The sequence below is a fragment of the Novosphingobium sp. BL-S-34 genome, assembly GCF_056857015.1.
In genome coordinates, this window is the sequence record NZ_CM166472.1 from 1778292 (window position 1) to 1791277 (window position 12986).

The following is a 12986-nucleotide window of genomic DNA, read 5'->3' on the forward strand; positions in this document are numbered from 1 at the left end:
TTCCCCCGATTGATTTCCCGCCGCCAATCCGGCGGCTCCAACCGAAAGGTAAGTGCCCGATGGAATCCATTGCCCCGGTCGAAGCGCTCGACGCTTCGTTCGACCTCGTCGCCCGTCAGGACGCCACCGAAGCCGCCGTCGAAACCCTGCGCGGCGATGTCGAGGACGTGAAGGCCCGTCTCGACCGCGTCAGCCGCGCGGCCTCGCGCCCGGTGATCGAAGGCGGCGCCGCCAGTTCCGCCAGCCTCGAAGTGAAGGGATTCGTCGATGGCTACTTGCGCCTGGGCCGCGAGACGGAGGTGAAATCGCTCTCCGGCATCGCCGCCTCGGACGGCGGCTATGCCGTGCCGCGCGAAGTGGACGCGCTGATTTCCGCCAGGCTGCGGGACATCAGCCCGATCCGCGCGATCGCGCAAGTGGTGCAGACCGGTACGGCGGGCTACCGCAAGCTCATCACCACCGGCGGCACCGCCTCGGGCTGGGTGAGCGAAACCGGCGCCCGCACCGAAACCGCCACGCCCAGCTTTGCCGAAATCGCGCCGCCGGCCGGTGAACTCTATGCCAACCCGGCCGCCAGCCAGGCCATGCTCGACGATGCCGCCTTCGATATCCAGTCCTGGCTGGCGGACGAAATCGCCTCTGAATTCGCGCGCGCGGAAGGGCGTGCCTTCGTCAGCGGCACCGGCATCAACCAGCCGATGGGCTTCCTCATCGCGCCCAATGCCGCCACGGGCGACGCGGCGCGCCCCTTCGGCTCGTTGCAGTTCCTTGCCACGGGCAATGCCACCGGCTTCGACACCGCGCCCGAACTCAAGCTGATCGACCTGGTCCATGCGCTGAAGGGCGGCCACCGCCAGGGCGCAAGCTGGGTGATGAATGCGAAGACCCTGGCCGTGGTGCGCAAGCTCAAGGCGTCGGACGGCTCCTTCCTCTGGCAGCCCGGCCTGATGGAAGGCCAGCCGAACCGCCTGCTCGGCTACCCCGTCATCGAGGCCGAGGACATGCCCGACGTGGCGGCGGGCGCCTTCCCGATCGCCTTCGGCAACTTCCGCGCCGGCTATCTGATCGCGGAACGCAGCGCCACCTCGATCCTGCGCGATCCGTTCACCAACAAGCCCTTCGTCCACTTCTACGCGACCAAGCGCATCGGCGGCCAAGTACTCGATTCCGACGCGATCAAGCTGCTCAAGATCTCGGCCTGACGCCCCCGGCCCGCGCGGGGGAGGAACCCTTCTGCTTCCCCGGCGCGGATCCTGAGCAGCAGCCCGCGCCACCTTCGGGCGGCGCGGGCTACCCGCCCCCTCCCTTCTCATCGGAGACACCCATGAACCGGGTCATTCTCACGCCGGCCGTGCTGCCACCCTCGGCGCTTGCCGAGCTCAAGCAGTGGCTCGGCGTGACCACCACGCGCGACGACGGACCGCTTTCGGCCCTGCTCGCCAGTGCGCTCGAAACCTGCGAGGCGTTCACCGGCCGCATGCCGCTGGCCGCGCAGTGCGAGGAAGTGCTGCCGGCGGAAGCAGGCTGGCACGCGCTGTCCGCCCGCCCGGTACAGGCGATTACCGCCATCCATGGACTCGGCCCTGACCCTATCGGCACTGGCACTGGCACTGGCAGCAGCAGCAGCGCCAGCGAGCGCTTCCCGCTTCCGGCAGGCACTGCCGAGATCGACCTCGGCGCCGATGGCGGCGGCCGGGTGAGGCTGTCCCTGCCGCCGGATCCCACGCGCTCCATCGTTCGCATCGCGGTGCGCTTCACGGCGGGGCTGGCCGAAGACTGGGACCACCTGCCGGACGGACTGCGCCACGGGATGATCCGCCTTGCCGCGCACCAGCACCGCGAACGCGAGAGCGAGGGCGCCGCGGCTCTTCCCCCCCGCCTCGGTAGCGGCGCTCTGGCGCCCGTGGCGGCGGATGCGCCTGCGATGAGCGGGACCATCGCCGCCGATGCGGAAGCCGCTTTCGACGATCTCGCACGCCGCCTGGCCGCCCGCGCCGCCGCGCTCGCCGCCGCCCACGCGCAGGCCCGCCACCTTGCGGCCCGACGTGACGAAAGCCGCTGGCGCCGGGCCGACCTGGTCTGGCCGCTCTTCGCGAAAGGATAGGGAATGGAAATCGCCCTGCGCGCCGCCCTCATGGACTGGCTCGGCGCCGATCCGGTGCTTGCCGCCCAGCTCAACGCCATCGTCGAGGAAGCCCCCTCGCGCACCAGCCTGCCGTGGCTCGCCATCGCCTCCAGCGCCAGCACGGACTGGAGCTGCAAGACCGCGCCGGGCCGCGAGGTGCGCGTCGCCCTCGAACTTCACTGCCGGGGCGAAACGCCCGACGCCGCGGCCTTCCTCACCTCTGCGATCGAGGCGCGGATCGAAGACCTTCCCCGCGACCAGCCGACCTTCCAGGTCGTCGCCGTCCAGTTCCTGCGCGCCCGCGCCGAGCAGCGCGGCGAGAGCCGCCGCGCGATCCTGCTTGAATATCGCTTCAGGCTGCTCGCCGCCTGATCCCTGAAACCAGCCCTGCAAGACAAAGGAGCCATCCATGCCCGCCCAGAAAGGCAGCGCCTTCCTTCTCAAGATCTCCGACGGCAACATTCCTGCCGCCTACCAGACCGTGGCCGGCCTGCGCACGACGCAGATGTCAGTGACGGGTGATGCCGTCGTCGTCACCAGCAAGGACAGCGGCGGCTGGCGGGACCTGCTGTCCGGCGCGGGCGTTCGCGCGGTTTCGGTGAGCGCGGCCGGCATCTTCCTCGGCAGTGCGGCCGAGGCGAAGATCCGCGCCAATGCCATGGCCGGCACCCTGGACGACTACGAACTGAGCTTCGAAGACGGAGAACGGCTACGCGGCCGCTTCCTCGTCCAGCGCCTCGACTACGCCGGGGATTTCAACGGAGAGCGCAATTACACGCTCCAGCTCGAAAGCTCCGGTCCGGTGGCCGCGGCATGACGGGTGGACATGAGGCCCGGCCCGCCAATTCGCTGCGAGGCGAGGCCCTGCTGGAGATCGGCGGAACAGCGCATGTCCTGCGCCCCAGCTTCACCGCGCTGATCGCTGCCGAGGAGGAACTCGGTCCGCTCTTCGCGCTGGTGGAGAGGGCCGGGGCCGGACAGCTGCGCCTTGCGGAGATCACGGCGCTGTTCTGGCATTGCCTCGATCCGCTGCGCGCGGTGCCCCGCGCGGCGGTGGGCGAAGCCGTCGTCGCGCAGGGGCTTGCCGCCTCCTCGGCGCCCTTGCGCAGCCTGCTTGGCCAGATCCTCAAGGGTGGCGGGTGAGCGAGGATCGTTTCGCCGCGGCGGCACTGGCGCTCTGCGGCCTTGCCGCGCGCCAGCTCGGATGGAGGCCCGGAGAATTCTGGGCCGCCACCCCCGCCGAACTCGCCGCCGCGCTCGGCCTGCTCACTGCCCCCACGGCATCCCCTTGTGACCGGTCCCCTCTCGAAAAGCTGATGGAGCACGATGATGAGCGATGAAATCGACAGCCTCCTGGTGGAAGTCCGGGCCAGTACCGATGGCTTTTCCCGCGACATCGCCCGGATGCGCGGCAGCATCGACAACGATCTCGTCTCCGGCTTCACCCAGGCCGGACAGGCGCTGGAAAAAGGCCTGACCAGCGCCATCCGCCGCGGCAGCCTGGGGTTCGGCGACCTCAAGCGCGCCGCCCTCGGCACGCTGGGAGAGATCGCCGCGCAGTCGGTGCAGGGCCTGCTCGGTGCGGGAACGGGCCGCTCCACGGGCGCATCCGGGGGCGTGGCGGGAATGCTCGACCTCTCCGGCCTGTTCTCCAGCGTGCTGGGCCTGCCGGGCCGCGCCACCGGGGGCAATGTCTCGCCCGGGCGGGGCTATGTCGTCGGCGAGCGAGGGCCGGAAATGTTCGTCCCCACCTCGGCGGGACGGATCGAGGCATCCCCGGGCACCCCCGCGCGCGACGTGAAAGTCGCCATCCACCTCAACGCCCCGCGCGGATCCAGCGCACCCCAATCGCTTCAGCGCTCCTCGCGCCAGGTCGCCAGCGCCGTCCGCCGCGCGATCGCCGCCCGCTGACACCATCGGAGCAACCGACATGGCATTCTGGCTTGCAAACAAGCGCAACGGACAGGCGAGCGACTGGATCAAGCGCTTCGACCCGCGTTTCTGGACCGTCAACTTTCCGCGACCGATGATGGCCTCCCTCATATCGACAGGCCCCGATTCGCTGCGCCTCGACGCAGCTTTCCTGCGCAAGGGCGATCTCGGGGGGCTGATCTGGGACAGTGTCGACAGCCTCGACCACCCGCTTCTCGCCTACCGGACCGACCGTGATTACGCCCATACCGCGCTGAGCTTTCGCTGGCGCTCATCGGGCGTGATCCCGCTCGATTCCGGCATCGGCCCCACCCTGACCGTCGAGGGCAAGGACGCCGCGGGCGCGGCGCGCGTCTGGTACGTCCGCCTTTGGAACTATGCGGAAGGAACCGGCGAGGACGCCCGCATCGACTTGCGTTTCTCCGAACTCGACGCCGGTTTCTCGCTGCCTTCCGCTGACCGGGTATGGCCCCATGCGATCGACCGCATGTTCATCTCGTTTTGCCCGCCCGGTTATAACGGCAGCGCCGAACCCCTGCCGGCCGAAGCCGAAGGCTGGATCGAACTGAGCGAGATCCGCACCGATGGCGCGCGGGCCATGCTGGAAATCGGCGACGTGATCCTGCCGCCCAACGGCCTCGCCATGGCAACGGGCTTCGACGATCAGGGCGTGCAGACGCCCGCGCGCCTGCTGCGAAACGTGCGCCAGCTCGGCTACCGGGGCTCGGTGATCCACTATGTCGGCATGAGCCATTACTTCCGGCTCGCCCCGGCGGATGGCGGCTATTTGGCCGGCGCGACCGCAGACCCGCTCAATGCGCCGACGCGCAACTGGCACCGCGCCTTCTTCCGGGAATGCATGGACCTGGGCTTCAGCCCGGTGGCCTCGCTGTCCTACGAACTGCTCGACCAGCATTGCCCTCCCGCATGGAAGCAGCGCGATCATCTGGGCAATCCCGCGCTGACCGGATGGGAACCGCCCTCCACCCTGCTCTCGCCGGCGAACCGCGCGGCGATGGCCTGGCTGCAATCGGTCGGCGCCGCCTTTGCGCGGATCATGATCGAGGCCGGTGCGCCGGTGCGCTTCCAGGTGGGCGAGCCCTGGTGGTGGTGCTTCGCGGACGGCCGCATCTGTCTCTACGATGCCGAGGCTCTCGCCACCTTTGGCGGCACGCCCGCCGTCATTCCCGACATGCGCGCGCCGCTGGACGCTGCCCAGCAGGCCCTGCTCGACACGGCCGGCGCGGTGCTGGCCAGGTCCACCGCCGATCTGGTCTCCGCCGTGCGCGCCGCCGCGGCGCCCGCAGCGGCCGAAGCGCTGGCGCTGGTCTTCACGCCCACCGTGCTCGACGCCGCGATGCCCGAGATGCGGCGCGCCAACCTGCCGGTGGGCTGGGCCGCGCCCGCCTTCGACCGGCTGCAGGTGGAGGACTACGACTGGCTCACCGCCGGTGCCGACGTCTTGCGCCGCCGCGCCTATGCCACGGTGAACGAGCGCCTCGGCTACCCGCCCGAGGACCAGGACTATCTCGCCGGCTTCGTGCTGACCGCCGCGCAGAGCGACCATTGGCGGCGGATCGACGCGGGCATCGACGAGGCCCTGGCCCGCTCCCCGCACGAGGTGGTCGTCTGGGCTCTGCCGCAAGTCGCCCGCGACGGCTTCGTCCGCCTCCCCCCACCGTTCCAGCCTTCAGGAGCCGAACCCATGCAGGCCTTCGACGACGTGCCCTACCCCCTCGCGCTTGGCCGGGATGCTGCCGTCATTCCCGAATTCTCCACCTCGATCTCCGTGACTGCCTCCGGCTTCGAGCGGCGCAACAGTCTGTGGTCGAACGCCCGCCTGCGCTTCGACGTGGGGCCGGGCGTCCGATCCGAGGCCGAGTTGGGCACGCTGATCGCCTTCTTCCGTGCCCGCCGCGGCCCCGCACGCGGTTTCCGCCTGCGCGATCCCAGCGACTTCAGCTCGAACGGCATGGTCGCCGCGCCGACGCCGCACGACCAGTACCTGGACACCGGCGACGGCGCCCGCGCCGGCTTCCCGCTGGTCAAGCGCTACGGAGACGTGGAAGGACAGGAGGATCTTGGCCAGGTCCGCCGCATCACCCGGCCGCAGCCCGGCACCCTGCGCGTCTCGGTCGGCGGCACGGAGCAGGAGGGGAACTGGTCGCTGGAGCCGATGGGTATCGTGCTGTTCGACGATGCCCCGGCTGCAGGCGCCGTCGTCCGCGCGGGATATCTGTTCGACGTCCCGGTGCGCTTCGCCGAGGATCGGCTCGAAATCACCGGCTCTGCTTTCGCCGCCGGTGAAGCACCCAGCGTGCCTGTCGTAGAGATCCGGGAGGCGTCATGAGCCGCATCTGGTTTTCAGGCGACCTCGAAACCGCCGCCGCCTTCTGGCGCATCGACCGCCGAGACGGCGTGACGCTGGGCTTCACCACGCATGACGCCGACCTCTGGTTCGACGGGCTGCTCCACCGGGCCGCGCCCGGCATGGTGCCCTCGTCGATCCGCAAGTCCGCCGGGTTCGAGGCCGATAGCGCCGAAGTGCGCGGCACGCTCACTCACGAGGCGATCTCGGCCGAGGACCTGGCCGGGGGCCGCTTCGATGGTGCCTTCGTCCGCATCGGCCTGGTCGATTGGGAAACGCGGGAGCGCACCACGCTCTACACCGGCACGATCGGCGCCGTGTCGCAGGAGGACGGCACGTTCTCGGCCGAACTGGCATCGCGCAAGGAAGAGCTTGCGCGGGATCCCGTGCCGCGCACCAGCCCCTCGTGCCGCGCATCCTTCTGCGGACCGGGCTGCAATCTCGATCCCCAGCGCTTCACCCGCGAGGTCAGCATCGCGGCCGTGGACGCGGAGGACACCTCGCTTCTGCTCGGCACCACCGTCGATCCCGCCCTGTTCGCAGGCGGCAGCCTGCGCTGGCTGGAGGGTCCTTATGCCGGCATGACGATGAAGATCGCCGGGTGGACGGGTGACCGCCTGAGGCTCGGCGATCCGCTCGACCGGCAACCACCCCCCGGCACACGGGCGTTCCTGCGCGAAGGCTGCGATCATACCCTCGGCACGTGCGGAACCCGGTTCGGCAACGCCGCAAACTTCCGCGGCGAGCCCTTCCTGCCCGGCAACGACCTGCTCACCCGCTACCCCGCGCCCGCCGCATGACCGGGGACGAGATCGCCGCCGCGGCAAAGGGCCTCGTCGGCGTGCCGTTCCGGCTGCATGGCCGCGACCGACACATCGGGCTCGATTGCCTCGGCGTCGTCGCACTCGCCCACGGAGGCGCGATGGAGGTGCCTGCCACGTATCGGCTGCGCGCACTGGAAGGCGGGGAGCGGGACTCGCTCGTCGCCGCCGCCGCAAGGTCCATGGGACTTGCGCCTGCCAATGGGCCTGCAGTGCCGGGAGACGTGCTCATGCTGCGGCCCGGGGCATGCCAGCTCCATTTCGCCGTGGCCGTGGACCGGCGCCGGATCGTCCACGCCCATGCGGGACTGGGCCGCGTCGTGCTCGGCCCGATTCCCGAAGACTGGCCGCTTGCCGGGCTCTGGCGCCAGGCCTGCGATCCCATCACCTAGAAGGACATGACATGGCAACGCTCGTTCTCAATGCCGTCGGCACCGCGATCGGCGGGCCGGTGGGCGGCGCGATCGGCTCGATGGTCGGCAGCCAGTTCGACGCCGCGATCTTCGGTTCTCCGCACCGGCAAGGCCCTCGCCTGAAGGAACTGGAGGTCACCAGCTCCAGCTACGGCCAACCCCTGCCTCGCCATTTCGGCCGCATGCGCGTGGCCGGGCAGGTGATCTGGGCCACCGACCTCGTCGAAAGCAGCGAAACACTGGGCGGCGGCAAGGGCGCCGCCTCGATCACAACCTACAGCTACACCGCCAGCTTCGCCGTGGCGCTTTCCAGCCGGCCCATCGCGGCCCTCGGCCGGATCTGGGCCGACGGCCGCCTGCTGCGCGGCACAGAGGGGGACCTCATGGCCGCCGGCACCTTGCGTCTCCACCTGGGGCACGGGGACCAGCCCTGCGACCCGCTGATCCTTTCTGCCGAGGGCGAGGCGCGCTGTCCTGCCCACCGCGACCTCGCCTATGTCGTCTTCGAGGATCTCGACCTTTCCGAATTCTACAACCGCATCCCCGCCCTGACGTTCGAAGTCCTGGCCGATGAGGACTTCGATCTGGCCGATGTCCTGGGCGATCTGGTCGCGGATGCGGACGCGGCGGTCCCTCTGGAAGGCTTTCGCGGCCTGACCTGCGACGGCCCGCTGGACGGTGTGCTGCGGACCATCGACCAGGTCCTGCCGCTCGATATCGACGCCGGACCGGACACGCTTGTCGTGTCCCGCAGACGCAGCCAGGACCGCCCGATCGCTTTGCCCGAAGCAGCGGTTTCGGCCGGCGACGACGACTTCGGCGGCGCGACCGGCTTCAGCCGGCGCCGCCTTGCCGCCGAAGCCCAGCCCATCTCCCTGCTGCGCTACTTCGACAGCGAGCGTGATTATCTTCCCGGCGTGCAGCATGCCCAGGGTCCTGCGGGCAACAGCAGCACCGGGGCGCCGCGCGCGATCGAACTGCCCGCCACGCTTTCCGCGGACACGGCCCGGACCATGATCGAGCAGGTACGGCAGCGGATCGACTGGTCCCGCGAGCGTATTTCCTGGCGAACGAGCGAACTCGATCCCGAAGTGGCGCCCGGCGCCCTGGTCACGTTCCCGGGCATCGCGGGGCAATGGCGCGTGCTCGAATGGGAATGGCGCGACACGGGTATCGAACTCTCGGCCGAGCGGCTGGCGCCCGTCCGGGCCAACGATCCGGAGCAGTCGGCCGCCGATCCGGGGCGGCTCAATGCTCCGCAGGACCTGCCGGCCATGCCCACTGTCCTGGCCGCCTTCGAACTGCCCTGCGATCCGGCAACGGCAGGCACGGGCGAGGCGCGTCTCTTCGCCGCGCTTTCCTCGGCCGGCAGCAACTGGAGCGGCGCGGCCCTGTTCGCCGACCGCGGCGACGGCGCGCTTCACCCGCTGGGACCGAGCGGGCGCAAGCGGGCGACGATGGGCAGGGCGACAGACGCGCTGCCGCCGATGAGTCCGCTCCTGTTCGATCGCCGCTCGCGCCTGGAGGTCACTCTGGTGGATGCCGCGATGCAGCTCGTTGCCGCCACGACCCGCCAGCTCGCAGAAGGGGCCAACCTCGCATTCCTCGGCGAGGAAATGATCCAGTTCGCCCGGGCCACGTCGCTCGGCAATGGCCGGTGGCGCCTGGAGGGCCTGCTGCGCGGGCGCGGCGGCACCGAGGGGGCGGTGTCAGGCCATGTCGCCGGCGAGAGTTTCGTCCTGCTGGACGGCAGCGCCGTCGCGCTCGATCCCGCGCTGGTCGGCACGGCGATGAACCGGAAGGTCGTCGCGCTGGGCCGCGGCGATGCGGGACCTGTCACGGCTCCGCTACAGGCAAGCGGTCTGACCCTGCGCCCCCTGGCGCCCGTCCATCCCCGCGCGGCCATGCTGCAGGACGGCACACTGCGCCTGGAATGGACCCGGCGCGCGCGAGGGAACTGGGTGTGGCAGGACGGCATCGACGTGCCTCTCATGGAACACGCGGAAAGCTACCTGGTCACTGCCGGGCCCCTCGCAGCGCCGTTGGCGAGCTGGACCGTATCCTCGTCCCGCCTCGACATTCCGCCCGGCACGCTTGCCCATCTCGCGGCGCTTGCCCCCGGTGAAATCCTGAGGGTGCGCCAGCAGGGGACTTATGCCCTGTCCGATCCGCTCCCTCTCTTCCGCCTGCCCTGAACACCGCCCCACCAGAGTACGAGGACTCATTAGATGAGCGATTCCATTACCTTCGAAAACACCACCCCGCGATTCGCCCTGCCGCTTCTCCAGGTGGGCCAGGCGCAGAAGGAAGCGTTCGTCAACGAAGCGCTGTCGCGCTGCGACATGATGCTGCACGGCACCGTGTCGGGCGAGCGTGCCGATCCGCCCGGCGATCCCGCCGCGGGCGAGACCTGGCTGGTTGCGGAGGGCGCAACGGGCGAGTGGTCCGGCAAGCAGGGCTGTCTGGCCGGCTTTCACGGCGGCAACTGGCTCTTCGCGCAACCCCGCGAGGGGCTCAGGATTTACGACTTATCCACCCGCCAGGAACGCCTCTTCGACATTTTTTGGAGAAAAGCTTCCCTTCCCGTGGAACCACTTGGCGGAATGACAGTTGATGTTCAGGCTCGGGCGGCGATCGCTGAAGTGATTGTCGTTCTGCAAGCCTTGGGTATCGTTCCTTCAGCATAATGAGTGGCATTGAACAGGGGTAATACGGTGCAGTCGATTTCCAATAAAGGGGTCACACGCTTCACCAACCCCCCGAAAACGCGACATTTCTGCAACAGTCGCGTTCAATGTGCGCTTGCACACGTAAAGCTGAGGGGGTAGACACTCGAGGCACTCGGTGGCTCCAAATCTCTTAGTAGGGGAAACATATGAGGAAACTCGTCCTTGGCCTGGCGCTGGCTTCTACAGCTATCGCCACGCCCGCGCTTGCGCGCGACAACTCGTGGTATCTTGAACTCGACGCCGGCGCGATGATCGTCGAAGACGCCGATCTCGACGTGAACGGCGTGAACAACGTCGCGACCGCCGAATTCGGCACCGGCTTCGACGGTGGCGTTGCTCTCGGTTACGACTTCGGTCCCTTCCGTCTGGAAACCGAAGCCAGCTACCGCCAGGCTTCGTTCATGGGCAGCAATGGCCCGGATGCCAGCAACCTGACCTTCATGGTCAACGGTCTGCTCGACTTCGGTCCCGATGATGGCCTTCAGGGCTACGTCGGTGGTGGCGCCGGCGTTGGCCGCGTTCACTACGACATCTTCGACGATTCGGACACGGGCTTCGCCTGGCAGGCAATCGCGGGTATCCGCGCGCCGATCAGCAGCCACGTGGACGTCGGCCTGAAGTACCGCTTCAGCAACGTCAACAACCTCGACTTCGTCGATGTTGCCGGCAACGAGATCAGCACCCGCTGGCGCTCGCACTCGCTGATGGCGACCCTGGGCTACAACTTCGGCGAACCGGCAGCTCCGCCGCCGCCGCCGCCGCCGCCGCCCCCGCCGCCCCCGCCGCCGCCGCCGCCGCCGCCGCCGCCGGTTGTGGAATGCAACAAGGGTCCGTACATCGTGTTCTTCGACTGGGATAAGTCGGACATCACGCCGGAAGCCGCCACCATCCTCGACAGCGCCGTCAGTGCCTATGGCAACTGCAACAGCGTTCCGATCATGCTGGCCGGTTACACCGACCGTTCGGGTAGCCCGAAGTACAACATGGGTCTGTCGTCGCGTCGTAACGACTCGGTTCGTGCATACCTGACCAGCCACGGCATTCCGGACGGCTCGATCTCGAGCCAGGCCTTCGGTGAAGCCAACCCGCGCGTTCCGACTGCTGACGGCGTGCGCGAGCTGCAGAACCGTCGCGTCGAAATCACTTACGGTCCGGGTTCGGGCATGTAAGCGAACCGGCAACGGTTACAGATTGGGGGGTCGGAGCAATCCGGCCCCCTTTTCTTTTGCCTGCTTCAGACGGCTGGTCCGGATGAAGCCCTCTATTGAGGGCACAAAAAAACGCCCCGCTTGCGCGGGGCGTTCGTGTGTTTCCGAAAAGAGAGAGTGGTCAGACCGCGTAAGGCGTCGGATCGATGAGCCCGGCATCGGCGAAACCGGCCTTGCGCAAGCGGCAGCTGTCACACGCACCACAGGCCAGGTCACCCGGCTGCGGATCGTAGCAGGACCAGCTCATTCCGGCATCCATGCCCAGCCGCGCCGCCTCGCGCGCGATGTCCGCCTTGCCCATGTACTGCAGCGGCGCGTGAATGCGGAAGTTCGTGCCCTGGTCGCCTTCCTTGGTCGCCAGCTTCGCGATGTCCTCGAACGCGGCGATGAACTCGGGCCGGCAATCGGGATAACCCGAGTAATCCAGCGCGTTCACCCCGATGAAGATATCCGAGGCCCCGATCGCTTCCGCCCATGCCAGGGTCAGCGAAAGGAACACCAGGTTGCGCGCCGGAACGTAAGTCACCGGCACGTCAGTGCCCACGCCGTCCTTGGGAACATCGATATCGTCCGTCAGCGCGGAGCCGCCGAACTGCCGCAAGTCGAGCGGAAGAATGACATGGCGCTCTGCCCCGACGAACGCGGCAATCGTCCGCGCGGAGTCGATTTCGCAGCGGTGGCGCTGGTTGTAGTCGATGGTCAGCGCGTTCACGGCGAAACCCGTTTCGCGGGCTATGCCGGCCGCCACCATGGAGTCGAGACCGCCGGAAAGAAGCACGACCGCCTTCCGGCCTTCGGTATTTTGAGAAAGCTGCATGGGCCTGCGCTAGGCTTTCGCCGGAGCGATGACAACCGTGTGCTTACCCTAGTTGCGGCAGGCACCCAGCCGGCGACCTTCGCCCGCATAAGCGAAGGGCAGGCCATTGACGATGCCTTGGGTGTCGATCTGCACCAGGGCATCGGTCTCGCGGCGAATGCGCGTGCGGCCGTAACCCTGGCCCGCGCACGTATATTGCACCACGACTTCGGCGGGCGAATCTTCGACGACCACGGAATTGCAAGCCAGCCCGGCATGGCGGAGCTGGATCAACTGGCGCCCGCTGCGAACGCAGACATCGTTGACGGAGCCACCCTGCCCCCGCTCGCGCAGCTCCCAGGAGCCCGACTCCAGCTGGTCCAGCATGTCCAGAGACCGCTTCTGTCCCATCACCCCCGACCCGGCGCCAAGGGCCGCGCCGACAGTCAGGACGATAAGGGCCGTCCGCATCCGCAGTTGTAAAACAGGGGAGCCCTTGCGGGCCGAACGGGAGGTATTTCGTGCCTGGGGCTTGGTCATGGGCCCCATATCGTCATTCCCCGCCGACAAGACAAGCCGGTCGGCGGGATGAAA

Annotated in this window: 15 protein-coding genes; 13 read left to right on the plus strand and 2 right to left on the minus strand. The window is 68.6% G+C overall.

What is annotated here, in order from left to right; translation table 11 throughout:
* Nucleotides 1-59 precede the first annotated feature (59 nt).
* From AC1VV3_RS08455 to AC1VV3_RS08515, 13 genes are all read left to right on the plus strand, one after another.
* Nucleotides 60-1202 carry a phage major capsid protein gene (locus tag AC1VV3_RS08455; RefSeq protein ID WP_482961535.1) on the plus strand — a complete coding sequence of 381 codons (1143 nt, stop codon included), beginning with the start codon at nucleotides 60-62 and terminating at the stop codon, nucleotides 1200-1202.
* Between the two features lie 122 nt (nucleotides 1203-1324).
* Nucleotides 1325-2104: a head-tail connector protein gene (locus AC1VV3_RS08460; RefSeq protein WP_482961536.1), complete on the plus strand. Its 780-nt coding sequence runs from the start codon at nucleotides 1325-1327 to the stop codon at nucleotides 2102-2104.
* A 3-nt stretch (nucleotides 2105-2107) separates the two neighbouring features.
* Nucleotides 2108-2497, plus strand: a complete 390-nt coding sequence (locus tag AC1VV3_RS08465) for a DUF3168 domain-containing protein (RefSeq protein ID WP_482961537.1) — start codon at nucleotides 2108-2110, stop codon at nucleotides 2495-2497.
* Between the two features lie 37 nt (nucleotides 2498-2534).
* Nucleotides 2535-2942, plus strand: a complete 408-nt coding sequence (locus AC1VV3_RS08470; RefSeq protein ID WP_442045046.1) for a phage major tail protein, TP901-1 family — start codon at nucleotides 2535-2537, stop codon at nucleotides 2940-2942.
* Nucleotides 2939-3268, plus strand: a complete 330-nt coding sequence (locus AC1VV3_RS08475; protein WP_482961538.1) for a gene transfer agent family protein — start codon at nucleotides 2939-2941, stop codon at nucleotides 3266-3268. Before AC1VV3_RS08470 ends, AC1VV3_RS08475 begins: the two co-directional genes overlap by 4 nt.
* Nucleotides 3265-3465, plus strand: a complete 201-nt coding sequence (locus AC1VV3_RS08480) for a phage tail assembly chaperone (RefSeq protein WP_482961539.1) — start codon at nucleotides 3265-3267, stop codon at nucleotides 3463-3465. The genes AC1VV3_RS08475 and AC1VV3_RS08480 overlap by 4 nt, the downstream gene beginning before the upstream one ends.
* Entirely contained in the window at nucleotides 3455-4036 is a 582-nt protein-coding gene (locus AC1VV3_RS08485; RefSeq protein WP_482961540.1) for a tail tape measure protein, read from the plus strand. Before AC1VV3_RS08480 ends, AC1VV3_RS08485 begins: the two co-directional genes overlap by 11 nt.
* 19 nt (nucleotides 4037-4055) lie before the next feature.
* The gene (locus AC1VV3_RS08490; RefSeq protein WP_482961541.1) at nucleotides 4056-6407 is read left to right on the plus strand and encodes a phage distal tail protein, Rcc01695 family; all 2352 of its coding nucleotides are present in this window, start codon (nucleotides 4056-4058) and stop codon (nucleotides 6405-6407) included.
* Entirely contained in the window at nucleotides 6404-7225 is an 822-nt protein-coding gene (locus AC1VV3_RS08495) for a DUF2163 domain-containing protein (RefSeq protein WP_482961542.1), read from the plus strand. Before AC1VV3_RS08490 ends, AC1VV3_RS08495 begins: the two co-directional genes overlap by 4 nt.
* Nucleotides 7222-7638, plus strand: coding sequence for a hypothetical protein (locus AC1VV3_RS08500; RefSeq protein ID WP_482961543.1), 417 nt, complete (start codon nucleotides 7222-7224; stop codon nucleotides 7636-7638). Before AC1VV3_RS08495 ends, AC1VV3_RS08500 begins: the two co-directional genes overlap by 4 nt.
* 11 nt (nucleotides 7639-7649) lie before the next feature.
* Entirely contained in the window at nucleotides 7650-9854 is a 2205-nt protein-coding gene (locus AC1VV3_RS08505) for a phage tail protein (RefSeq protein ID WP_482961544.1), read from the plus strand.
* Between the two features lie 33 nt (nucleotides 9855-9887).
* Entirely contained in the window at nucleotides 9888-10346 is a 459-nt protein-coding gene (locus AC1VV3_RS08510; protein ID WP_482961545.1) for a DUF2793 domain-containing protein, read from the plus strand.
* Between the two features lie 188 nt (nucleotides 10347-10534).
* Nucleotides 10535-11557, plus strand: coding sequence for an OmpA family protein (locus tag AC1VV3_RS08515; protein WP_134094717.1), 1023 nt, complete (start codon nucleotides 10535-10537; stop codon nucleotides 11555-11557).
* Between the two features lie 160 nt (nucleotides 11558-11717).
* Here the strand turns inward: AC1VV3_RS08515 and queC are convergent, their stop codons facing one another.
* The gene (gene queC / locus AC1VV3_RS08520; RefSeq protein WP_314467547.1) at nucleotides 11718-12413 is read right to left on the minus strand and encodes a 7-cyano-7-deazaguanine synthase QueC; all 696 of its coding nucleotides are present in this window, start codon (nucleotides 12411-12413) and stop codon (nucleotides 11718-11720) included.
* A gap of 48 nt (nucleotides 12414-12461) precedes the next feature.
* Nucleotides 12462-12932, minus strand: a complete 471-nt coding sequence (locus tag AC1VV3_RS08525; protein ID WP_243654144.1) for a hypothetical protein — start codon at nucleotides 12930-12932, stop codon at nucleotides 12462-12464.
* Nucleotides 12933-12986 lie beyond the last annotated feature (54 nt).